The organism is Clostridium sp. CTA-6 (assembly GCF_054768115.1).
The window spans coordinates 32,740-54,285 of record NZ_BAAAAU010000014.1; the positions used below are offsets into that span (position 1 = coordinate 32,740).

The 21,546-nt window shown below is 29.4% G+C and carries 22 protein-coding genes and 1 pseudogene; 14 read left to right on the forward strand and 9 right to left on the reverse strand.

Features of this window, described 5'->3' with window-relative positions; translation table 11 throughout:
* Positions 1 to 86 precede the first annotated feature (86 nt).
* The 6 genes from prdA to ACYUDJ_RS19295 all read left to right on the forward strand — a co-directional run bounded on the left by prdA (position 87) and on the right by ACYUDJ_RS19295 (position 5,110).
* The gene (gene prdA, locus ACYUDJ_RS19270) at positions 87 to 1,832 is read left to right on the forward strand and encodes a D-proline reductase (dithiol) proprotein PrdA (protein ID WP_043032627.1); all 1,746 of its coding nucleotides are present in this window, start codon (positions 87 to 89) and stop codon (positions 1,830 to 1,832) included.
* Positions 1,833 to 1,834: 2 nt separating this feature from the next.
* Positions 1,835 to 2,026, forward strand: a complete 192-nt coding sequence (locus tag ACYUDJ_RS19275; protein WP_043032626.1) for a CBO2463/CBO2479 domain-containing protein — start codon at positions 1,835 to 1,837, stop codon at positions 2,024 to 2,026.
* A gap of 26 nt (positions 2,027 to 2,052) precedes the next feature.
* Complete coding sequence (prdB, locus tag ACYUDJ_RS19280) at positions 2,053 to 2,778, forward strand: D-proline reductase (dithiol) protein PrdB (RefSeq protein ID WP_003488163.1); 726 nt, start codon at positions 2,053 to 2,055, stop codon at positions 2,776 to 2,778.
* 179 nt (positions 2,779 to 2,957) lie between these two features.
* Positions 2,958 to 3,428: a glycine/sarcosine/betaine reductase component B subunit gene (locus ACYUDJ_RS19285; protein WP_043032625.1), complete on the forward strand. Its 471-nt coding sequence runs from the start codon at positions 2,958 to 2,960 to the stop codon at positions 3,426 to 3,428.
* Positions 3,429 to 3,502: 74 nt separating this feature from the next.
* Positions 3,503 to 4,264: a proline reductase cluster protein PrdD gene (gene prdD, locus ACYUDJ_RS19290; RefSeq protein ID WP_043032624.1), complete on the forward strand. Its 762-nt coding sequence runs from the start codon at positions 3,503 to 3,505 to the stop codon at positions 4,262 to 4,264.
* Positions 4,265 to 4,570: 306 nt separating this feature from the next.
* Entirely contained in the window at positions 4,571 to 5,110 is a 540-nt protein-coding gene (locus ACYUDJ_RS19295) for a nitroreductase family protein (RefSeq protein ID WP_043032623.1), read from the forward strand.
* Positions 5,111 to 5,190: 80 nt separating this feature from the next.
* Here ACYUDJ_RS19295 and ACYUDJ_RS19300 read toward each other — a convergent pair whose 3' ends face one another.
* The 3 genes from ACYUDJ_RS19300 to ACYUDJ_RS19310 all read right to left on the reverse strand — a co-directional run bounded on the left by ACYUDJ_RS19300 (position 5,191) and on the right by ACYUDJ_RS19310 (position 7,303).
* A complete protein-coding gene (locus ACYUDJ_RS19300) occupies positions 5,191 to 6,066 on the reverse strand; it encodes a methionyl aminopeptidase (RefSeq protein ID WP_043032622.1) in 876 nt (291 codons plus the stop codon).
* A gap of 31 nt (positions 6,067 to 6,097) precedes the next feature.
* Positions 6,098 to 6,484, reverse strand: a complete 387-nt coding sequence (locus ACYUDJ_RS19305; RefSeq protein WP_042386031.1) for a helix-turn-helix transcriptional regulator — start codon at positions 6,482 to 6,484, stop codon at positions 6,098 to 6,100.
* A gap of 246 nt (positions 6,485 to 6,730) precedes the next feature.
* On the reverse strand, positions 6,731 to 7,303 hold the full coding sequence (locus ACYUDJ_RS19310; RefSeq protein ID WP_043032621.1) for a TetR/AcrR family transcriptional regulator: 573 nt from the start codon (positions 7,301 to 7,303) through the stop codon (positions 6,731 to 6,733).
* A 292-nt stretch (positions 7,304 to 7,595) separates the two neighbouring features.
* Between ACYUDJ_RS19310 and ACYUDJ_RS19315 the strand changes: the two genes are divergently transcribed.
* A complete protein-coding gene (locus ACYUDJ_RS19315; protein ID WP_003488173.1) occupies positions 7,596 to 8,231 on the forward strand; it encodes a flavodoxin family protein in 636 nt (211 codons plus the stop codon).
* 35 nt (positions 8,232 to 8,266) lie between these two features.
* A pseudogene (locus ACYUDJ_RS19320) lies at positions 8,267 to 9,484 on the forward strand (MFS transporter).
* A gap of 440 nt (positions 9,485 to 9,924) precedes the next feature.
* On the opposite strand, the gene rlmH reads toward ACYUDJ_RS19320, so the two are convergent.
* The 5 genes from rlmH to ACYUDJ_RS19345 form a co-directional block, all read right to left on the reverse strand.
* Positions 9,925 to 10,404, reverse strand: a complete 480-nt coding sequence (rlmH, locus tag ACYUDJ_RS19325) for a 23S rRNA (pseudouridine(1915)-N(3))-methyltransferase RlmH (protein ID WP_003488175.1) — start codon at positions 10,402 to 10,404, stop codon at positions 9,925 to 9,927.
* Between the two features lie 180 nt (positions 10,405 to 10,584).
* Positions 10,585 to 11,088 carry an SEC-C metal-binding domain-containing protein gene (locus ACYUDJ_RS19330; protein ID WP_003488176.1) on the reverse strand — a complete coding sequence of 168 codons (504 nt, stop codon included), beginning with the start codon at positions 11,086 to 11,088 and terminating at the stop codon, positions 10,585 to 10,587.
* 14 nt (positions 11,089 to 11,102) lie between these two features.
* Positions 11,103 to 11,684, reverse strand: a complete 582-nt coding sequence (locus ACYUDJ_RS19335; protein WP_003488177.1) for a GerMN domain-containing protein — start codon at positions 11,682 to 11,684, stop codon at positions 11,103 to 11,105.
* Positions 11,685 to 11,700: 16 nt separating this feature from the next.
* Entirely contained in the window at positions 11,701 to 12,486 is a 786-nt protein-coding gene (locus ACYUDJ_RS19340; RefSeq protein ID WP_003488178.1) for an MBL fold metallo-hydrolase, read from the reverse strand.
* Between the two features lie 25 nt (positions 12,487 to 12,511).
* Positions 12,512 to 13,765 carry a UDP-N-acetylglucosamine 1-carboxyvinyltransferase gene (locus ACYUDJ_RS19345; RefSeq protein ID WP_042386036.1) on the reverse strand — a complete coding sequence of 418 codons (1,254 nt, stop codon included), beginning with the start codon at positions 13,763 to 13,765 and terminating at the stop codon, positions 12,512 to 12,514.
* A gap of 395 nt (positions 13,766 to 14,160) precedes the next feature.
* Between ACYUDJ_RS19345 and ACYUDJ_RS19350 the strand changes: the two genes are divergently transcribed.
* Positions 14,161 to 14,709, forward strand: coding sequence for a 2'-5' RNA ligase family protein (locus ACYUDJ_RS19350; RefSeq protein WP_030032564.1), 549 nt, complete (start codon positions 14,161 to 14,163; stop codon positions 14,707 to 14,709).
* A 45-nt stretch (positions 14,710 to 14,754) separates the two neighbouring features.
* Here the strand turns inward: ACYUDJ_RS19350 and ACYUDJ_RS19355 are convergent, their stop codons facing one another.
* The gene (locus tag ACYUDJ_RS19355) at positions 14,755 to 16,653 is read right to left on the reverse strand and encodes a type I glutamate--ammonia ligase (RefSeq protein WP_003488182.1); all 1,899 of its coding nucleotides are present in this window, start codon (positions 16,651 to 16,653) and stop codon (positions 14,755 to 14,757) included.
* A gap of 192 nt (positions 16,654 to 16,845) precedes the next feature.
* On the opposite strand from ACYUDJ_RS19355, the gene murI reads away from it, so the two are divergent.
* The 5 genes from murI to ACYUDJ_RS19380 all read left to right on the forward strand — a co-directional run bounded on the left by murI (position 16,846) and on the right by ACYUDJ_RS19380 (position 21,448).
* Complete coding sequence (gene murI, locus ACYUDJ_RS19360) at positions 16,846 to 17,619, forward strand: glutamate racemase (RefSeq protein ID WP_043032619.1); 774 nt, start codon at positions 16,846 to 16,848, stop codon at positions 17,617 to 17,619.
* Between the two features lie 146 nt (positions 17,620 to 17,765).
* Positions 17,766 to 18,284, forward strand: a complete 519-nt coding sequence (locus tag ACYUDJ_RS19365) for a peptidylprolyl isomerase (protein ID WP_003488184.1) — start codon at positions 17,766 to 17,768, stop codon at positions 18,282 to 18,284.
* Positions 18,285 to 18,301: 17 nt separating this feature from the next.
* On the forward strand, positions 18,302 to 18,676 hold the full coding sequence (locus tag ACYUDJ_RS19370; protein ID WP_041347884.1) for a DUF3783 domain-containing protein: 375 nt from the start codon (positions 18,302 to 18,304) through the stop codon (positions 18,674 to 18,676).
* A gap of 14 nt (positions 18,677 to 18,690) precedes the next feature.
* The gene (locus tag ACYUDJ_RS19375) at positions 18,691 to 19,353 is read left to right on the forward strand and encodes a helix-turn-helix domain-containing protein (protein WP_003488186.1); all 663 of its coding nucleotides are present in this window, start codon (positions 18,691 to 18,693) and stop codon (positions 19,351 to 19,353) included.
* Positions 19,354 to 19,651: 298 nt separating this feature from the next.
* Positions 19,652 to 21,448 carry a heme NO-binding domain-containing protein gene (locus tag ACYUDJ_RS19380; protein WP_003488187.1) on the forward strand — a complete coding sequence of 599 codons (1,797 nt, stop codon included), beginning with the start codon at positions 19,652 to 19,654 and terminating at the stop codon, positions 21,446 to 21,448.
* The last annotated feature ends 98 nt before the right edge of the window (positions 21,449 to 21,546 follow it).

Below are 21,546 nucleotides of genomic sequence, written 5' to 3' on the forward strand. Positions count from 1 at the left end.
GTGGTTTGTTCAAAGTTTAATGCTTTGTTCAATATATAATCTCGATTTGTCGAGAAAAATAGTAGTATAACAGGAGGAGGAAGTATATGTCTATTACAAATGAAACAGTTAACCAACACAAAAAAGATCCAGCAATTGTTTGTTGCCGTACTACAAAGGGAACAATAATTGGTTCAGGAGAACTTGAAGATCCAAATATATTACCAGACCTAGAGGATTCTGGATTAGTAGAAATACCATCAAATGTATTAAAAATTGGACAAGTAATAGGAGCAAAGTTACTTAAAGATATTGATGGTCTTACTCCTCTTACAGCTGACCTTTTAGAGGGAATAGTTGAAGAGGTAAAAGAGGGAAATAATAAGGTTCAAAATGGAGGAGATAAAGTGGAAAACATATCTGCCAATAAGGTAACCCAATGCAGTGGAGGCATTGTTCGTTTAACGGTTGACCAAATGAATGGTGTAAATCTTGAGTTCCCAGTGGGAGCATTTAATGGTGGAAATATAAATTCATCAGAAGGTATAACTGAAAAAATAGAAGATGAAATTGTTAGTACATTAAAGAAAAGAGAATTTGCCGTTAAAAAGGTAGAGCTTGGTAAAGAAACTTCTTTTAAAGATGGTGTATTAACTATAAGAGAAGAACTTTGCAAAGAAGCTCTTAAGGCAGACCCTCTTGTTAAGAAATTGGAAATGGATATAATTACGCCTAACAATAGACATGTGTATTCTAATACAATAATGGATGTCATTCCAGTAGCTACAAAGGTAGAAGGACAGTTAGGTGAAGGAATTACTCATATATTAAATGGCATGGTATTTATACTTACAGGAGTAGATGAGGCAGGAATTCAAGTACATGAATTTGGTTCTTGCGAAGGCTATCTTGATGAAAAAATAATTTATGGAAAACCAGGTTGTCCAGATCAAGATGATATTATAGTAAGAGTTCACGCTATTATTCAAGATAAAACAGGAATGGAAAGAAGAGGACCTTATGCAGCACATAAAGCTTGCGATGTAATAATTCAAGAAATAAGAAAAGTATTAAAAGAAACTCCAGCAGGAGAAGCAGAAAAAGAAGAAACATTTAATCAAGTAAAGAGACATGGAAGACCACGTGTACTTCTTGTTAAAGAAATAATGGGACAAGGAGCAATGCATGATAATGTAATGTTGCCTACAGAGCCAGCAGGAGTACATGGCGGAAGACAAAATGTTGACCTTGGAAATGTACCTGTTGTACTATCTGTAAATGAAGTAAGAGATGGTGGAATACATGCACTTACTTGCATAGGACCAGCATCAAAAGAAGATACAAGACATTATTTTAGAGAGCCAGTTTTAGAAGCACTTGCAGCAGATGAAGAATTAGATATTGTAGGTGTTGCATTTATAGGAAGTCCTCAAGTAAATGATGAAAAAGCATTTGTATCTAAGAGATTAGGTGCGATGACAGATACTATGAAGTTAGATGGAGCCATAGTAACTACAGAAGGATTTGGAAATAATCATATTGATTTTTCATACAATATAGAGGAAATTGGAAAACGTGGAATTAATGTTGTAGGTGTAACTTATGCAGCTTACCAAGGACAACTAGTTGTTGGTAATAAGTATATGGATGCAATGATAGAAGTAAATAAAGACGAGGGTGGATTTGAATCAGAACTTCTAGGTGAAAATACAATAACAATGGATGATGCAAAACGTGCTGTTCTTATGCTTAAAAATAAAATAGCAGGAGTTGAAATAGAGCCAGCAGATCGTAAATGGAGTCAAGAAGTAATAGATGAAAATCAAAAAATAGCAGATGGAGTAATGAAATAATTATGGAAGTAGAGATAACACCTAAATTAGTTACCGGAAGAATTGTACAAATAACAGAGATGAGTGCAAAAATAGAGCTAAAAGGCAAAATGGGTATTATCCATTTACCTTTAAGATCTGTTTTTACAGACAAGAAGTTAGAAATTGATGAGCAGGTAGAAATATATATCAGCTATGCTAAGGTACTAAAATAAATATATAAACAGGAGGAGATTATAAGATGAATTTAACAACTGCAAAAGGAATGAAATCTGAAGTTTATGCACCGGTTACACCACCACCAGTTTGGACACCACTTACAAAAGCATTAAAAGATTGTAAGGTTGGATTTGCAACAGCTGGAGGAATTCATATAAAAACACAAGAACCTTTTAAGACAGCTGGAGATTTCACATATAGAATAATACCTAGTGATACACCATCTTCAGAATTAATGGTTACACATGGTGGATTTGATAATAGTGATATCAATAAAGATGTAAATGCAATGCTTCCTATAGATAGATTACATGAATTAGCTAAGGAAGGATTTATAGGAAGCGTATCCCCTGTATTAATTGGATTCATGGGCGGCGGTGGAAATGTTCAAAAATTCAAAGAAGAAACTGGACCAGCTATTGCTAAAATATTTAAAGATGAAGGTGTAGATATAGTTCTTTTAACAGGAGGTTGTGGAACTTGTCATAGATCTGCAACAATAGTTCAAAGAGCAATAGAATCTGTAGGAATATCTACAATTATAGTTGCTGCATTACCACCAATCGCAAAACAACAAGGTGCGCCACGTATAGCAGCAGCTCATGTGCCAATAGGATCTAATGCCGGAGAACCAAATAATATAGAAATGCAAACAGCTATATTAAAAGATTCACTAAATGCAATGACAAAGATGAAAGAATTTGGAGAATTAATCATGTTACCATATGAGTACAGACATAACGTTTAAAATATAAAAAGCAAAATTAATAATTTTAGAAAGCACTAGATTTTTAAGTCTAGTGCTTTTTAAAAAGATAAGTTCTTTATTTGTTACTTAGTATTGTTGTTAATTATAGAAATCTAATAAATGTGAAAGTTATGATTGCTATTTTAAATAAATATAACACTATAAGGAGGAGAGATCATATGGGAATTGGTCCATCTACTGAAGAAACTACTCTTCATCATTTTAGAGATCCTTTATTAAGTGTAGTATCAAAGGATGAAGAAGTAGATCTTTTAGGTATTATAGTGGAAGGAACCCCAGAAGTAGTTTCAGACAAGATATTTGTTGCTGAAAGAGGAGCGGACTTAGCAGAGGCTATGAGAGCTGATGGTGTCATAGTTTCTATAGACAGCTGGGGAAATAGTCATGTAGATTTTGCTACAGTTATTGAAGAAATAGGAAAAAAAGAAATTCCAGTAGTGGGGATGAGTTTTGTAGGGAATCAAGCTTCATTTGTTGTTACAAATAAATATATGGATACTATAATTGATTTTAATAAAACTGCAGAGGGGATAGAAACAGAAGTTGTAGGTGAAAATAGTGTGGTAGAAATTGATGCTATAAAAGCTTTAGCTCTTCTGAAACTACAGATGAAGAGAAATAATAAATAGAAATTAAAGATAGCTAAAAGTATAGAATAATTTTACCTGAAACAAATTTAATATTTAAAGTTGAGGTGAAATATATGAAAGATAAAAAAAGATTAAAAAGTCTCATCATTAAAAGCTTTCATATAAATAAGGTTTTATTTGGGGAAAATACTAAAATAGAGGAGGGAATTTTATATTTAAGAAATAATATAGAACTTAATGATTTAGAAAAAGAAAATATAATTAAGGATTTAAAAATTAATATAATATATCCCAATAATCATAATATGTTTATAAATTCTGTCTTAGATATTTTTCCTATAGCCACTAAGGTAGAAGGGAAGATAGGAGAGGGAATAACTCATGTATTAACAGGTGTAGTTGTTATGATAACAGGAGTAGAGGTTGGTGGATTTCAAGCGGCTAATATTGGATCTTCAGAGGGCATATTAAAAGATCAGATTAAGTTTAATAAAAATGGAACTCCTGCAGAAGATGATATAATAATACATGTAGATGTAACTTTAAAAAATGGTGGGGCTAGAAGTAGAGAAGGAATTATGGCATCACATAGGGCTTGCGATAAAATAATTCAAGAGATAAGAGAATATTTAAAAAATATAAGCGGTATATTATGTGATGAAACTCATGAATACGTCGATGAGATAAATCCAGAAAGAAAAAAAATTGTAATAATAAAACAAGTATCTGGATTAGGTTGTATGTATGATACAGGAGTATTCTCAAAGGAACCAGCAGGGTTTATAGGATGCAAATCTATAATGGATTTAGGTAATATGCCTATGGTTTTAACCCCTAATCAATATAGAGATGGAGCTATAAAAGCTATGTCCTAATTATTTAAGTTGAATTAGTTTTTAAATTATAAGGTTATTTAGTTATATAAACTATGTTATGTAGCTAAATAGCCTTTTATAGTATTATATTAGTTAAGGAGTATATTAATTTTCACTTATAATTTATAATTATGATTTGAATGTGATTTCTTTAAGATTTGGTAGTATCTCATTCTTATTAATTCAATAGTATATTTTTAGATACTATAATACAAATAAGTGCGTACTTGTAATGGGAATACTTGTATTTTAGAATAAGATTATATGTTAAAACAATATAAACAGAACAAGGAGGTTCATAAAGGTATGCTTGAAGAAATGAGATCGAGAAGAAGTATACGAAAATATATGGATAAGCCAGTTGAAGATGAAAAAATAATTGAGCTTATTGAGAGCGCTAGGATTGCTCCATCTGGTTCTAACACACAGCCTGGGCATTTTATTGTAGTAAAATCTGATTTTACTAGAGAAAGGCTAGCTAAAATATCCCATAATCAAGAATGGATGATGGCTGCTCCAGTTTTTATTGTATGTGCTGCAGATATACGTTCTAGGATTAAAGAAGATATAGAGCTATCACTGAATGAAAGTAGTCCACAACAAGAACTTAAACAAATAATAAGAGATACATCCATAGCTATAGAACATTTAGTACTTTCTGCTGAGAACTTAGGATTGGGTACTTGTTGGGTTGCATGGTTTACTCAAGAAGAAATTAGACCAATTTTAAATATACCTTCTGATAAATATGTTGTTAGTATTATTACAATTGGATATCCAAATGAATCACCTAAAGCTAGGCCAAGGAAGAAATTACAAGATATAATACATTATGAACAATGGTAAAGAATATTTTTATATTAAATTTAATGCTGCGATTAAAAACTATAGTGATTAATTGCAGCATTAAAATTTATATAATGAAGTTAGTATGCCAATATTTCGTAACCGTCATTTGTTACTAATATCATTATTTCCCATTGAGCTGAAGGTTTACCATCAGTTGTATAATAAGTCCATCCATTTTTCTTATCCAAGAATATTTCATCAGTACCCATATTAATCATTGGTTCTATTGTAAATATCATTCCTGGCACCATTAGCATACCTGTATTTGCTTTTGATGTATAACCTACCCAAGGTTCTTCATGGAATTCTAGCCCAATTCCATGGCCACCAATTTCCTTTACTACAGAGTATCCATTTTTTAAAGCATGATCATGGATTGCTTGCCCTATATCTCCGAGAAATCCCCATGGCTTTACTTGTTTTATTCCTAAATTTACACATTCCTTCACCACATTAACTAAGTTTTTCTTATCTTCATCTACATGGCCAATGCAGAACATTCTAGAAGAATCAGAAAAATATCCTTCATAAATGGTTGAAACGTCAACATTTATAATATCTCCATCATTTAAGACTATGTTTTCTGATGGGATTCCATGGCATACCTGGTCATTAATAGAAGTGCATACGCTCTTGGGGAATCCGTCATATCCAAGTTGTGCTGGTACAGCACCAAATTCTATTGTTTTTTTATAAATAAGCTGGTTAATATCCTCTGTTGTTATACCAGCTTGGATATGGTCTGCAATATAGTCTAAAACTGCGGTATTAATTTTCCCACTTTTACGTATTCCGACTATCTGTTCTGGTTTTTTTATAATTTCCCTAGGAGGAACTATGTGACCATGTGTTTTATAAAGTTCAATTCTTTTATCAAATGCAGAATGGCATTTTTTATATTTTTTTTGACTACCACACCAACATAAATCATTTCTACCTAATTTATTAAGCATTTTACTTTCCTTCCATTATTGAATAATATTATTAATCACTAAGAGTTTCATTTTGGGGTACTGGAAATACATTAGGTTTCATATATAATTGAATATTAGTTAATCTTTTTCTATATTGATTGGGTGTACACCCATAAGTGGCTACAAAAGCTCTCGTAAAGGCTTCTTGAGATGAAAATCCATATTTTAATGCTATATCTAAAAATCTAACTTTAGTATCCTTTACTTTTATTGCAGCAAGACTTAATCTACGTTTTGATATATACTGTTTAAAAGTAACTCCAACGTTTTCATGAAACTTTGATGAACAATAGAATGGAGAGTACCCAACATAACTAGACATTTCAGTTAGTGTTGGATTCCTCATTATATTATCTTCAATCCAGTTAACCATATTTTCTATAGTTTTTACAGACAATTAGATCACCCCTATAAGGTATTATATCATTCTCTACGAATAAAAACTTGATGTGACTTGCAATGATAATCTCACTAATCTACATATTCATTTATTTAAAGATATAAAAATTTATTATACGATTTAAATTATATCTATATTATAAACACAAATTATTCAAAACATTTGAAGTTCTTCTATCCACTCATAAGTAGAATCAATTTTCTTCCTGTTAATATTTTATTAAGTTATCATTAATATTAATTTTTATTTTATACCTTTAAATGCATAATTTATTAGATCCTTTATAAAAGCCTCGTCTACCATATCTCCCGTTATTAATAATCTATAGAATAATGGGCCAAAAATTAAATCTATAACTAACTCTATATCCAAATCTTCCTTTAGTTCTCCTCTTGAAATTCCACGTTCTAAAATATATCGTGAATCAAGTCTGCGAGGTTTAAAATATATTGCGCGGTAGGCTTCAGCTAGCTTTTGATTAAATTGGCCTTCTGCTATTATCTCATTAATTACCTTTCCTTCTCGACTAATTAAAAATTTTGCTAAATTATTTACTTGAATTATCATATCATTAATAGTTGATCCTGTATCAGGTATTGGAAGTCTCACAACAGCAGCATCAAAAAAAGCATCCATAACAACAGCAGCTTTGTTGGGCCACCATTTGTAAATAGTAGCTTTACTAACTCCAGCTCTTTCAGCAATCTTCTCAACTGTAACAGCTCCAAAACCATTTCCAAGCAATAACTCATATGCAGCGGAAAGAATGGCCTGCTTAGTTTTTTCGCTACGGGGACGTCCCAATTTTTTCTCCATTATAATTACCTCCATTGTATTTAATTTATAATAATATACTTAATAAACTATACGTATATTATACTATATATTTTTTTGTTTTAAAGATAAAAAACTATTTACAAAACTGAACGTTTAGTATATTATATATTTATAAACTAAACGTTCAGTTTATAAATTTGCTTAATCATTTAGTGAAAAGCTTAAATTACTGAGATACCTAATTGGTGCAAGAACTACGCCCAATTAAATCAATGCCTACTATATTAGTAAAGTGTGTAAATATTATTAAATATATAAGGAGGAAAAATTAATGAAAGTTGTAGTTTTTAACGGAAGTCCCAATAAGGAGGGTAATACTTATCATGCAATAAAAATAGTTGTTGACGAACTAGAAAAGGAAGGAATAGAAACAGAAATAATTCACGTAGGGAATAAATCTATTAGAGGATGTATTGCTTGTGGATATTGTACAAAAAATAAGAATGGAAAATGTGCTATTACTACTGATCCAGTTAATGATTGGATTGAAAAGATGAAAGATGCCGACGGAATAATCTTAGGATCACCAGTACATTATTCAGCAATCGCTGGAACAATGAAATCATTTTTAGATAGAGCTTTTCATGTGGCAGATGCCCATGATAGTATGCTAAGACATAAAGTTGGAGTTGCAGTAGTAGCAGTAAGACGTGCAGGTGGAATTCCAACCTTCAATCAGTTGAATAATTACATTAATCATTCTGAAATGCTCATTCCTACTTCAAACTATTGGAATATTATTAATGGAAGATTACCAGGTGAGGCAATGCAAGACGAAGAAGGAATACAAATAATGAGGATATTAGGTAAGAATATGGCTTGGCTTATGAAACTTGTTGAAAATGAACAAGGAGTTATCAAAAAGCCAGAAAGAGAAGAAAAGATTTTTACTAATTTTATTCGATGAAATGTATTATCATAATCTAAGGAAGTGATTTATAAATGTATCAATCAAATAACAAGGTTATAAAAACAAATTCATCAATAAATAATCTTGAAGCTAAACCCATATTGACTAATTTATTAATTTTAGTTATGTCCATGGCTTGTGGACTTACTGTAGCAAATTTATATTATATCCAGCCCCTCTTAGCTGATATAGCAAAAACCTTTCATGTTAACCAATTAAGCATAGGCTTTGCAGCTATGCTTACACAAATAGGTTATGCAATTGGAATGATATTTATATTGCCTTTGGGAGATATAAAAGAAAAGAGAAAGTTAATAGTAATAATGCTTTTATGCTCAATAATCTCACTTATGAGTATGGTCTTCTCTTCAAATATATATATTCTTACAATTTCTTCCTTTGCTGTTGGATTTACTTCTATTATTCCTCAACTTATTATCCCTTTAGCAGCACAACTATCAACTCCACAGCGAAGAGGGCAAACTATTGGTACAATAATGAGCGGCTTGTTAATTGGAATATTACTTTCTCGTACAATCAGCGGCATCTTAGGCGGCTACTTTGGCTGGAGAGCAGTTTATCTTATTGCAGCGATTATGATGCTTGCTCTCATGCTTATTCTTAGGAAGTTGATACCCTTATGCGAACCTATCTCTGACATTAAATATACTCAACTGTTAAAATCAATGATACACTTAATAAAAACTGAACCAATTTTAAGGGAAGCCTCTATTAATGGTGCTTTAATGTTTTCAGCTTTTAGTGCCTTTTGGACATCACTCATATTTTTACTTGAAAGTTCTCATTACAATATGGGAGCTGAAGCAGCAGGTTTACTTGGATTAGTTGGTATTAGTGGTGCTCTTGCTGCTCCAATAGTTGGAAAAGTAGCTGACAAAAGAGGTTCAAGATTTGCTAGTGGTATATGTATAATCGTAGTTATAATTGCATATTTATTCTTCTTTCTATTTGGCTTTAAAATTTGGGGACTTATTTTAGGAATTATTCTTCTAGATTTAGGAGTACAATCCTGTAATGTTTCTAATCAGGCAAGAGTACATTCCTTAAACGAAAAAACACGTAATAGACTTAATACTATTTATATGGTCAGCTTTTTTCTCGGAGGAGCATTAGGTTCCTTTTTAGGTTCCTATAGCTATTCCCGTTTTGGATGGTATGGAGTTTGAACTTTTGGAATGGCAACTCAAATCATAGCAATTATTCTATACAAGGTTAGGAAAAATGCATAAAATGTATTAATTTTAGGAAAAAATGGCCCTGAAGGAGTTTCGCCCAAAAACTGTATTGTCTATGGTCATTGTATAGTTATCTGCCCAAGAGAAAAATTAATCGACCTTGTTGATATTGCTTACTTCGCTTCTATTGGAAGTAATCTACAAGGAATATCTTATATAATTGTAGATTACAAAAATTTACTGAACAAGGCTATTAAGCTTACTATTGAAGAACTGGTTGGCAATTCCTTCATTATGATAAGATTCCATCACTATATTCAATCTTATCATAATAAAGGAATTGACACTGTTTTACGAGGATCACCTTGTCTTATGTTAGCAACTGCTGATGTAAATTTAATTTATTTCATGAAACCTTTCTTCTGATATTTTCTCTGAAAACTTTTCTTACATAAATTATTTCCCCTATTTTCCTATCTTCCACTTTTTGTCCTTTATTTGTGGTACGGTTCTCTGCATAATATTCTAAAAGCTCTATAGACTTGTTCTAGAAGCATTACTCTAAAAAGTTGATGAGGAAAGGTCATCTTTGAGAAAGATAGCTTATAATTAGCTCTAGACAAAACCTGCTCGGATAGTCCTAGGGATCCACCGATGACAAAGGTAATAGCACTATTACCTGTTAATCTACAATTTTCTATAAGATTTGAGAATTCTTCTGAAGTTATAGATTTACCTTTTAAATCTAAAGCTATAACAAAACTATTATCTTTTATATGTTTTAATATTAAATTACCTTCTTTTTCTTTTATTATATTTTCTTCTTTAAGAGAGGCATTATCTGGAGTTTTTTCATCGGTCACTTCTATTATATTTAGCTTACAGTATTTGCTTAATCGTTTAGAGTACTCATCTATTGCGGCTTTTAAAAATTTTTCTTTTATTTTTCCTACTGAAATTATAGATATATTCATTTTATCCTCCTAGTTTAAAGCAATTTAAGATACTTTTATTAATAATTTTAAGTTTTTAGAAAAGCTCTAAAAGGCCTATCATTAAATCAATTTTATTTAATGATAAACCTCTTGATTCTATATTTATTAAACATAGGTATTTATAAATTATCTAGATAATTTTATTAAAAGTTTTTTGTTTTAAGCTTTTTTTGCGCAACAATTTTTATATTTTTTACCGCTTCCACAAGGACAAGGTTCATTTCTACCAATTTTATTAGTTTTAACTATAGTTTTTGAAGAAACCCACTCTTTGTGTATTTCTTTTCTTTTCTCTTTTGAAAGTATAGCTTCCCATTGAGGAAGATTATATAAGTAATCTGCTTTAGCTTCTAACATATTGAAGTATAATTTTTCAAAATCTATCTTAAGAGAAATGTTAGAGCTTTCTTCTATCTTGTCCAAATCTAAAGTATTAGTTAAACTGTCATTTATTCCATCTAAGAATCCCATGAAGAACACTACAGGGGTATTAAATTTTTCTGCCAAATCTTTTACAGTACCCTCTATAATCCTGCTATGCTCACCTAATATTTGGGTATAAACATTCTCTTCGATTGAGCCGTATTCTTTCCAAAATGCAGCTTCTCCTTTAGTTTTTACATAATCGATAACCATGTCTGTCCATTGTTTATACAAACTCATGATACATTCTCCTTTTATTTATTTTTATTATTTTTTTTATTTATCTTTGTTATATCATCTCTTCCTATAGGATCATCAAATTTAAAATTTTTGCTAAGGGAAGACATATCCTTATTTTCAATAAATAACTTAACCTTTTTTATTGAAGGAAGTTCTGTTAAAGACCAAATGATACTTTTTAGATAAGCCTCTTCCTTATCTGCAGTCATAGAGTAATAAGCTTCACTGCTTAAATTAACATAAGCTATATTGTTTTTTATAGAAAAACTTAATAGTCTTGTTTCTTTTGGGAAGATTGGCTTTAATGAATTATTTACAGAAGGACCTTTTATTAATTCTCCAATTATAAATTGACCAAGAAGTTCATCCTTTTTAATAATTCTTTCTTCTTTAGTTATTTCAGCATTATTTGAGCTATTAGTAGAATCAAAATATAAGTTTAAATCTACTAAATTATTTTTTTCATTATGAAGTGTTATATTTTTAATTTTATCTTTATTATTTATACTTATGCTATCTTTTTTTTCACAGGATATAAAAAATACCGAAGAAATTATTAAAGATGAGCAAAAAGCTAATTTAATAGATTTTTTCAAATTTAATCACCTTACCCTAAAATTCTATATAGTTACTTGGAGTATCTCTTTTAGCAACGGATAAAGAAAGTTCTTTACCTACTCTAATATCAGAAGAGTTTAATGCATTTAAAACAGTTTGATAAGCAAGCTCAGGAAAATTATTAGTTTTGCTAAGATGCCCTAATATTATATTTTTATACTTATTGTTAGTAATGTTTATTATAGCTCTACCACAATCTTCATTAGATAAATGGCCTATATTGCTTAAAATTCTTCTTTTTAAAGTATAAGGGTACGGACCAAATTTCAGCATTTCTGTATCGTGATTACTTTCAAGCAATACTACATCACAATCTTCTAAAATGTTTTGTATATCTTTTGAAAAGACACCTAAATCTGTAGCAATACTTGCCTTTTTATTTTTAGAACATATAGTATATCCAAAGGGGGAAGCAGCATCATGAGATATGGGAAAAGGGTTTATTTCCATATCATTTAGAACTACAGATTTCCCATCTAAAATTTCTATATTATGTTCTTTTATTTTACCAACATTTTTTTTCATAGCATGCCAAGTTTTAGCATTAGCGTATATAGGTATATCATATTTTCGAGATAGAACACCTACGCCTTTTATGTGGTCTATATGTTCATGGGTAACAAATATTCCATCTATAGATGAAGGAGATTCTTTTATACGGCTTAAAGCTAATTCTATGCTTTTACCAGAAAGCCCAGCATCCACCAGTATTTTTGATTTTTCAGAGGATATAAATATGGAATTACCACTACTACCACTATAAAGAGAACAAAAAATCATAATAAAATTTTAAACCATAACTTAACTATAGTCTAACTATAGTAGCGCCTAAAGATCTAAATTTATTTTCAATATTTGGGTATCCTCTATCTATATGCTCTACACCAAGGATTTCGGTATCACCTTCAGCTAATAATCCAGCAATTACCATAGCAGCCCCAGCTCTCAAGTCTGTAGCTTTTACTATAGCACCTGTAAGTTTAGGTACACCATCTATAATGGCTGTTCTACCTTCTACTTTAATATTTGCTCCCATTTTCTTTAATTCGTCTACATGTTTAAATCTACTTTCCCAAATGCTTTCATTTACAATACTTCTTCCTTTTGCAATAGTTAGAAGTGTGCTCATTGGTTGCTGTACATCTGTTGGAAATCCTGGGTAAGGTTGAGTTTTTATATTAGCACCTTTAAAATTACCTTTAGATTTTACTGTAACAGAATCTCCATTTTCTATAACATCTACGCCCATTTCTATAAGTTTCGCTGTTATAGATTCTAAGTGTTTAGGTATTACGTTATTTATTGTAACTTCTCCACCGCAGGCAGCTGTTGCTATCATATATGTACCAGCTTCAATTTGATCAGGTATTACACTATAAGTACAGCCTTTTAATTCTTTAACACCAGTAACTCTTATAACATCTGTCCCAGCACCTTTAATATTAGCTCCCATACTATTTAAAAAATTAGCTACATCTACTACGTGAGGTTCTTTTGCTACATTTTCTAGCACAGTATTGCCTTCAGCAAGTGTGGCAGCTAACATTACATTTATAGTGGCACCTACACTTACAACGTCAAAAAATATATTAGTCCCTATTAATCTGTCTGCTTTAACAATTACAGCACCATGTTCTATTTCAACATGAGCGCCTAAAGCTTCAAAACCTTTAATGTGTTGATCTATAGGTCTAACACCTATAGGACATCCACCAGGTAATTCTACTCTAGCTTTTTTAAACCTTCCTAATAAAGCTCCGATAAGATAATAAGAAGCTCTCATTTTTCTTACATCTTCAGTATTAGCATCTGTTTTTGTTATATTAGTACTATCTATTTGCAAAATAGAATTGCTTTGCCTTTTAATTTCACAACCTAATCCATTTAAAATTCTTTCAATACAATGTACGTCTTCAATATTTGGAGTGTTCTCTATAGTACAAACTCCTTTGCTAGCCATAATAGTAGCTGGTAATATAGCTACTGCTGCATTTTTTGCTCCACTAATTTCAACTTTTCCAAAGAGGGGGTTACCTCCTGTTATTTTTAATTTACTCATCCCCGCATCCATCCTTACTTTAGAATTTATATATTTAAACTAATCGTTAATTTCAAACCTATGTAACAAAATATATTATATCATAACTATTTATTATTTTAACACCAAATTTTAAAATGTTAAGGGTTATTTTAAGAAAAATATCTTAAAAAAATGGAAATAAATTCAATGTACCCTAAATTTTAATAATATCTATAGAATAATACAATTTTTATTAAATTATAACCTTAAATTTTAAATATATTCCATAGATGAAATAATTATTATTACTTTTCTTAATTATACATGATAATTGTATGATTTTTATTAAATTAGTATAATTTATTGACATTTTAAAACATAATATATTATGGTATAATACTATAAAATAGATGTACGGGGGATTAAAATTAATCATGAAGTATTATTTAGTAGCGTTATTTGATAAAGAAGATTACTATAAAATAGAAAAGATACAGAGGGATATATCTAAAAAGTACAAAATATATAGAAATTTACCTATGTTACATATAACTCTTGAGGTAATAGAAGACCCTAATATTAATAAATTAGAGGAAGTAATAGAAAAGATAATAAAACCATATAAAAAATTTAAGGTAGAAATAAATGGAGCTATCTGTTTTGATCCACCTTATAAATCAGTTAATTTAAAGATAGAAAACAAAGGTTATATAATGAGGCTAGCAAGGATAATGAATGATACTTTAAAATTGCACGGTTTTAAAGTGAGAGAAAATATAGAAAATTGGGATTTACATGTGTCTTTAGCAAATACTAATTTTGCATCTAGAGAATGGTCGGCTAAAGAGTACATATCTGCTTGTAGCAATTTAAAGGGAGTAGGTATGCATGAAATGGCTAAAATTGATAGGATAGAAATTTGGAAGCCTATAAATAACAAGAAGGAAATGGTAATAAGATCTTTCCCATTAAGAGAATTTTAATATTATAATAATGAAAGCACACCTGATACTGGGTGTGCTTTTTGTTTATATATCTAAAAGATTTTTTTTGTAATCAGAATAAAGTTTTCTAAGTAATTTCATTTTTTTATCTATTTCTAATTGTAAATTAGAAATAGTTTTATAATCATTATTTTCTTTAGCTTCTCTTATCTGTCCAAATAAAGATTTATCAGAGTAAGTATCTTTCATTAAACATTGTCTAAGTTCATTGATTTTGGACCAGTTATGGATATCTAAATCAGAGGCTTTGTTTACTTCGTGCAATTGAGAAAAGCTTCTGATTTCTTCTACATAATTTGGAATTATCCTATTTGTTATTTCAACTAACCATCTTTCAAGAGCAGCTAGTTTGTAGCTATTAACAATTTTAGATGTAAATACATCGCCAGATTTCAATACTTCTATTTTGTCTCTATATTTATCTAAGGAACATATATTTTCATATACAGTAGAAGGGGCTGTACCAAAGATTTTACTTCTTTCCTCTTCAGTATAGTATTCAAATACATCTTCTTCACTTCTATATTGTCTTCCTTTCTGAAGATAGCTAGTATCTTCTTCAGCAGTTTTTGAAAGTTCTTTTAAAAGAGCATCTTCACCTTTATTATTTTCTGTAGCATATTTTATTCCATCAATCATAGACATACATAAAGAAGCTACTGTTAGATAAGTATTACTACGAGGGTTTGGTGATCTTAACTCAAATCTTGTAGCTAAAGGATTGTCTAAGTCTCTTATAACTCCAACTAAAACTGTTCTATTTCTTGATGGTAATTGTGCAGTATGACCTAAAGATGTTACTATACATACAGGGGCTTCAAAGCCTGGTTTTAGTCTTCTTAAAGAATCATTAGTTGATGAAACAAAAGGATTTATCACTTCATAATTTTTTAGTATACCCATTATAGATGCATAGCCAAAAGAACTTAAGTAGTGATTCTCATCTGTAGAGAAAAGATTAATTCTTTTTCCATTTTTTAATTTAAGCGCAACCCCTAAATGAACATGTTTTCCGCTACCTGCAACTTCATCTATAGGTTTTGCAAAAAATGTAACATCTAATTTATTATTTCTAAAGGTTTCTTTTATTATACTTTTTACTAATAATTCATTATCTGCTGCTTGGAGCCCAGTTGAATATTTCCAATCAACTTCTAACTGTTCCATTATGTGAGTAAATCCACCGGAACTAGTTAATTTAGCTTTTACTCCACCAACTTCTTTATGACCCATTTCAGGTTCTAATCCGTGATATTCCATAAGTAGTAAAGACTCTTCTAAAGCAGTCCTAACACTTCCTTTAGTTCTATTCCAATACTGCTCATGAAGAACTTGAGAGGTGGATAATTCATCTACTTCTGCATCGTCATTTGGAGTTTTTACCCAAAATTCTAGTTCTGTAGCACAAGTTACATCTACTTTTTCTATATCTTCATATTTTATATTAAAGGAAGATATAGATTCAGGATGAGCCTTTATTAAATTTAATAAAGTTGTTTTAAAATATTCTATTGACTTTTTTAATATATATCTGGAATCGACAGGTTTATTTTCATGATAAAGAAAACAAGGGATTCTAAGAGTACCGATCGGTTTTTTGGTTTTAGAGTCTATAAGTTCATAGTTATAATCTACAAACCAGTTAACATCCATATCCACAATCATATCAACTTTAGCATTATTAAGAGTTGCAATACCTGGAAGGACAACGGAAGATCCGTCTGTTTGAACACAGCCTTTTATAAATTTATTCATGTCCTCTAAAAACAATTTTATAGGAATTTTTTCGTCAGTGTCATTACCGGCCAAATCGATACAAACTAAAGACACAAATTTTATTTCAGGATGGGAAACTAAAAATTCTTTAAGTTGCTCTTCGGAATGCATTTCTTTAGGAATAACATATACTAAATCATCTAACATAATTTACCTCCCCAAATTTTTAAATACAATCAATTTAACATTATATAATTTTATTGTATATAATATATGCAATATATTATAATTAAAATTTTTATATGTCAATAGAAATTTTATTCATACATTTATATAATATATATTATTGATAATATATTATAGAGTGAGAAATGATATTTATATGATGAGGTGATAAAATTGAGTATAAATGATAAGCCTATAGGTTTTTTTGATTCTGGAGTAGGCGGAATAAGTGTGTTAAAAGAAGCATTTAAGTTATTACCAAAGGAGGATTTTTTGTATTATGGAGATTCAAAAAATGCACCCTATGGAACTAAAAAAGTAGAAGAAGTTAAGGCGTTAACCTTTAATGCAACAGACTTTTTGATGAATAAGGGAATAAAAGCTTTAGTAGTGGCCTGTAATACAGCTACTAGCGTAACTATAAATGACTTAAGGGAAAATTATGATATCCCTATTATAGGCATTGAACCTGCTTTAAAACCTGCAGTGGAATTAAAGAAAGGTGGAAAGATAATAATAATGGCAACGCCTATGACCTTAGCTGAAAAGAAATTTGCTAATTTAATGGATTTGTATAAAGAAACAGAGGATATAGAGCCTTTGCCTTGTCCTGGGCTACCAGAACTAATAGAACAGGGAATAGTTTCTGGAGATGTAATTTATAATTATTTGAAGGATAAATTTTCAAAATATGACAATGAAAAAATATCATCTATTGTTCTAGGATGCACTCATTATCCTTTTGTAGAAGAGACTTTAAAAGAGGTTACCCATAATAAAGCTTGTATAATAGATGGTAGTTTGGGTACATCCAAAGAATTAAAAAGACAACTAGAAGATAGGAATATGTTAAGAAAAGAAAGTAGAATAGGAAAAGTTACCATATTTAATTCAAAAGAGGATAAGGATATAATAGATCTAAGCTATAAACTTTTTAATATGAAATAAAATATTTAAGAATAAGTTTATTTTCATAATTATAATTTTTAGTATACATAAAAAACAGAGTATAATAAAGATATTAAAATATGATATAATTTATGCTAATATGAAATATATGGAACAAAATTATTGTTTTGAGAGGGGAAATAGAAATGAATCCTATAGTATCTATAAAAATGAGTAATGGAAAAGAAATGAAAATAGAATTATATCCAGAAATAGCACCTAATACAGTTAACAATTTTATATCATTAGTAAATAAAGGTTTTTATAATGGTGTTATATTCCACAGAGTAATTCCAGGATTTATGATTCAGGGAGGTTGTCCTAACGGAAACGGAATGGGAGGCCCAGGATATTCAATAAAAGGTGAATTTAAATCTAATGGATTTAACAATGAATTAAAACATACAGAAGGTATTATATCAATGGCCAGAACAATGCAACCAAATTCTGCAGGAAGTCAATTCTTTATAATGGTTGCTGATGCACCACATTTAGATAACCAATATGCAGCTTTTGGAAAAGTTATAGAAGGACTAGATGTTGCGAAAGAAATAGTAAGTGTAGATAGAGATTTTAAAGATAAACCTCTTGAAGATCAAGTTATGAAGACTGTAACAGTAGATACTTTTGGAGAAGAATTTGATCAGCCAGAAAAATTAAGTTAAAAAGGAGGCAGTTTGTTTTGATTAATAATAAGTTGATGCTTGTTTATGGATTAAAAGAAGCAGAGTTAAACTTGTTAAAAGATATGTGCGCTAATAATAATTTGCCTAATTATAAAATTGTAAACAAGAGTATGTGTAAAATGAAACTAAGAGATATAATAAAGGGTATGAACTTAGAAGTAGAAGATGTAGATATGCCAGAAGAAAAAGTAGTTATATTCAATAATTTTTCTGATAATGAATTAGAGCTAGGCGTAAAAAAAATAAAAGAAATTTTAAAACCAGTTCCTATAATGGCAGTAGTAACAGAAACTTCCATAGACTGGGAATTTAAATATTTGGTAGATCATTTAATGGAAGAAAGAGAATGGTATAGAAAACAAAATAGGTAAAAGGTGATGAAAAAGTGAGTAGAGTATCTGATAAAATAAAAGAAGCTAGGCTAAAAAAAGGATTAACACAGAAACAATTGGCTAAGAAATTAGGCGTAGCGGAGAGTTTTATAAATGAAGTAGAATCAGGAAGAAAAATAATAAATGAAAGTCTAATGAATAGAATATCAAAAGTATTAGGAAAAGGTATAAATGATATAGGAATTTCTTTTGAAGAAGAAGTGTCTTCAGAGCCTAAAAGAGAAATTCCTATAAATAAAGATAATAAAATAAAGGATGTATGGGATAATGCTTTTAGTTCTATAATAAAAGATGTTCCAGTTTATAATTATAACTTAGATAGAGTTATTGATAAGAAACAATTACCTGTTATAGGTAATAAGGTTGAAGGTATACACCAAGATAAAGTTTTGTTTTTAAAAATAGAGGAAGAGGATATGTCTGGTTTTAGAATAAATAAAGGAGACATAGCCTTTGGATATATCCATTATGAAATGGAAAACAATTGTATATTTCTTATAGAACACAATAATAAAAGATCTGTAAGACAATTGAAAAGATTAGATGGAGATAAAATATTATTAATAAATAATGGAATATCTTTAAGAACTGAAGCTGTCAGACTAAAAGATATAAAAATTATAGCTAAATTGTTAAAAGTAGAAGTAACTCTTTAACAATATATTTAGCTAATTATTATTAAAAGTAAATGTCAAACTAAAAATATAAATAAAGAATCTTTAGAGCACTATCAAATATTATTATAATTCAATAATGTTGATAGTGTTTATTTTTAAAAAACGGTTAATTAATATGTATTTTTAGATAAAAATTATAATTATAGAATAAATATATTTTATAATTAATGATAAAGCTTTGTAAATAATTTGCATACATTATATAATTAATATATTAAAAGAATTTAAATAATTACGATTATTAAATAGAAAATACAAGGTATGAGGAGGAATTCTTATGAAGGGTACAGTAGTAGCAACATGGGTAAAGACCTGCAAGAAGCTCTATGGGGAAGAAGCAGTTGACCAAGCTATGAATGCTGTAGGATGGCAAGGTAAAATATTTTCACCAATGGAAAATGTTGAAGATATAAAAGTTAAAGATATGATAAATAAAATAGCAAATAATGTTAATAGGGATGTAAAGACTTTATGGGGACAAATAGGACAAGATAATTTAAAAGCTTTTAATAATGATTATCCAGCTTTTTTTGAACATGAGAACTTATATTCATTTTTAAAGTCTATGTTTGACGTTCATGTAGTTATGACTAAAAAATTTCCAGGTGCTAAGCCACCACTTTTAACTATAGAACCTATATCTGAAAAACAAGCTATATTTAGTTATAGTTCAAAAAGAGGAATGTTTGATTACTTTTTAGGGCTTTTAAAAGGAAGTGCAGAGCATTTTAAAGAAAACATCAAAGTAGATGAAATAGAAAGAAAAGATGATTTTTTAAAACTTAAGATTACCTTTGAAAAAAATATTTATTATAATAAAACTTTTAAATTTAATAAAATATTGTCTTTAGGATTTATAAAAAATATAGGTGGAAAAGTTGCTTTATTTACATTTATATTAACTATTTTATCATCTTTTGCTTTATTAGGATTTAATAATTTACTTAAGGTTTTATCGATAGCTTCTATATCTTCTGTTGCAGCTTATATATCAACAGAAATATTGTTAAAACCTAAATATTTAATATTTGAAGAAATAAATAAAATAAATAAAAACCATTATGTAGAAGATGGTGATATTAAAACAGGTGATTTTTTAGAGGAATTATATAAAGAATTAAAGAAACATAAAGATATAATTAAAGCTGATTTTGTAGGTTTTAAGGGTGTTACAGATGAAATGAATACTTTTGTAGGCAATATAAATGTTATATCAGAAACTATGAGTCACACATCTACAGAAATATCAGGGGTAGTTGAACAGGTGGCTAGTTGTGCAGTAAACCAAGCTCAAAATACTGAACAAGTAGTAGCAGTTCTAAATGATAATATACAAAATTTAAAAGATATAGTTAATAGTGAAAATAGTAATAAGTTAGAATTAGAAAAGGCTTTAGAAAAGGTCAATAACAGTTATAATAATGTTAATAATACTAGTAAAAATATTTTAGATTCCCTTGAAAAATTCCAAAAAGTTAAGGATAAAGGATTAGAATTAGAAACCAAGGCAAAAGATATAACAAATATAGTATCCATTGTGTCAGGCATATCAGAACAGACTAATTTATTAGCCTTAAATGCATCTATTGAAGCCGCAAGGGCAGGAGAGCAAGGTAAAGGCTTTGCGGTAGTTGCAGAAGAGGTCAGAAAGCTAGCGGAACAGTCTAAAGAAGCAGTTGAAGAAATTAATAATAATCTTATAGAATTTGCAGGAGATATAAAAAATTTAGTTATTAGAATAGAATCTCAATATAATGTATTAGAGCAAGAAACAGACAGATTAGAAGAGGTTAGAGATATTAGTTATGGGGCAACAACATCTATAGGCACCGTAGCTTCTGCCATGATTAAGACTATAAATGAACTTAATAAAGAAGCGGATTCTATATCAAGTATATATGATAACATAGAATCTTTGGCCGCTATAGCAGAGGAAAATTCAGCTTCATCAGAAGAAGTTAGTGCTAACGTTTCAAGCTATACTAATGAGATTAAAAAATTAGTTAATAATATTCATGAATTTAAACAAATAACAGAAACATTTAAATCAGATTTAAGTAGATATAAAATATAATAGAAGGCTTAAGTGAAATCTCTATTTGAAAAATTTTATAAAATATAAATTTTATTTTAAGAAAGCTATGAAATATACAGGTGATTCCTGAATTTTAT

Excerpts from the sequence above, each read along its gene's own strand:
- ACYUDJ_RS19345 (WP_042386036.1), bottom strand. The coding sequence starts at position 13,765 with ATGAGTAAATTAAAAATAACAGGAGGTAACCCCCTCTTTGGAAAAGTT.
- ACYUDJ_RS19380 (WP_003488187.1), top strand. The coding sequence starts at position 19,652 with ATGAAGGGTACAGTAGTAGCAACATGGGTAAAGACCTGCAAGAAGCTC.
- ACYUDJ_RS19315 (WP_003488173.1), top strand. The coding sequence starts at position 7,596 with ATGAAAGTTGTAGTTTTTAACGGAAGTCCCAATAAGGAGGGTAATACT.
- ACYUDJ_RS19285 (WP_043032625.1), top strand. The coding sequence starts at position 2,958 with ATGGGAATTGGTCCATCTACTGAAGAAACTACTCTTCATCATTTTAGA.
- ACYUDJ_RS19300 (WP_043032622.1), bottom strand. The coding sequence starts at position 6,066 with ATGCTTAATAAATTAGGTAGAAATGATTTATGTTGGTGTGGTAGTCAA.
- rlmH (WP_003488175.1), bottom strand. The coding sequence starts at position 10,404 with ATGAATATATCTATAATTTCAGTAGGAAAAATAAAAGAAAAATTTTTA.
- ACYUDJ_RS19350 (WP_030032564.1), top strand. The coding sequence starts at position 14,161 with ATGAAGTATTATTTAGTAGCGTTATTTGATAAAGAAGATTACTATAAA.
- ACYUDJ_RS19340 (WP_003488178.1), bottom strand. The coding sequence starts at position 12,486 with ATGATTTTTTGTTCTCTTTATAGTGGTAGTAGTGGTAATTCCATATTT.
- prdA (WP_043032627.1), top strand. The coding sequence starts at position 87 with ATGTCTATTACAAATGAAACAGTTAACCAACACAAAAAAGATCCAGCA.
- ACYUDJ_RS19310 (WP_043032621.1), bottom strand. The coding sequence starts at position 7,303 with ATGGAGAAAAAATTGGGACGTCCCCGTAGCGAAAAAACTAAGCAGGCC.
- prdB (WP_003488163.1), top strand. The coding sequence starts at position 2,053 with ATGAATTTAACAACTGCAAAAGGAATGAAATCTGAAGTTTATGCACCG.
- ACYUDJ_RS19275 (WP_043032626.1), top strand. The coding sequence starts at position 1,835 with ATGGAAGTAGAGATAACACCTAAATTAGTTACCGGAAGAATTGTACAA.
- ACYUDJ_RS19295 (WP_043032623.1), top strand. The coding sequence starts at position 4,571 with ATGCTTGAAGAAATGAGATCGAGAAGAAGTATACGAAAATATATGGAT.
- ACYUDJ_RS19355 (WP_003488182.1), bottom strand. The coding sequence starts at position 16,653 with ATGTTAGATGATTTAGTATATGTTATTCCTAAAGAAATGCATTCCGAA.
- ACYUDJ_RS19365 (WP_003488184.1), top strand. The coding sequence starts at position 17,766 with ATGAATCCTATAGTATCTATAAAAATGAGTAATGGAAAAGAAATGAAA.
- prdD (WP_043032624.1), top strand. The coding sequence starts at position 3,503 with ATGAAAGATAAAAAAAGATTAAAAAGTCTCATCATTAAAAGCTTTCAT.
- ACYUDJ_RS19330 (WP_003488176.1), bottom strand. The coding sequence starts at position 11,088 with ATGAGTTTGTATAAACAATGGACAGACATGGTTATCGATTATGTAAAA.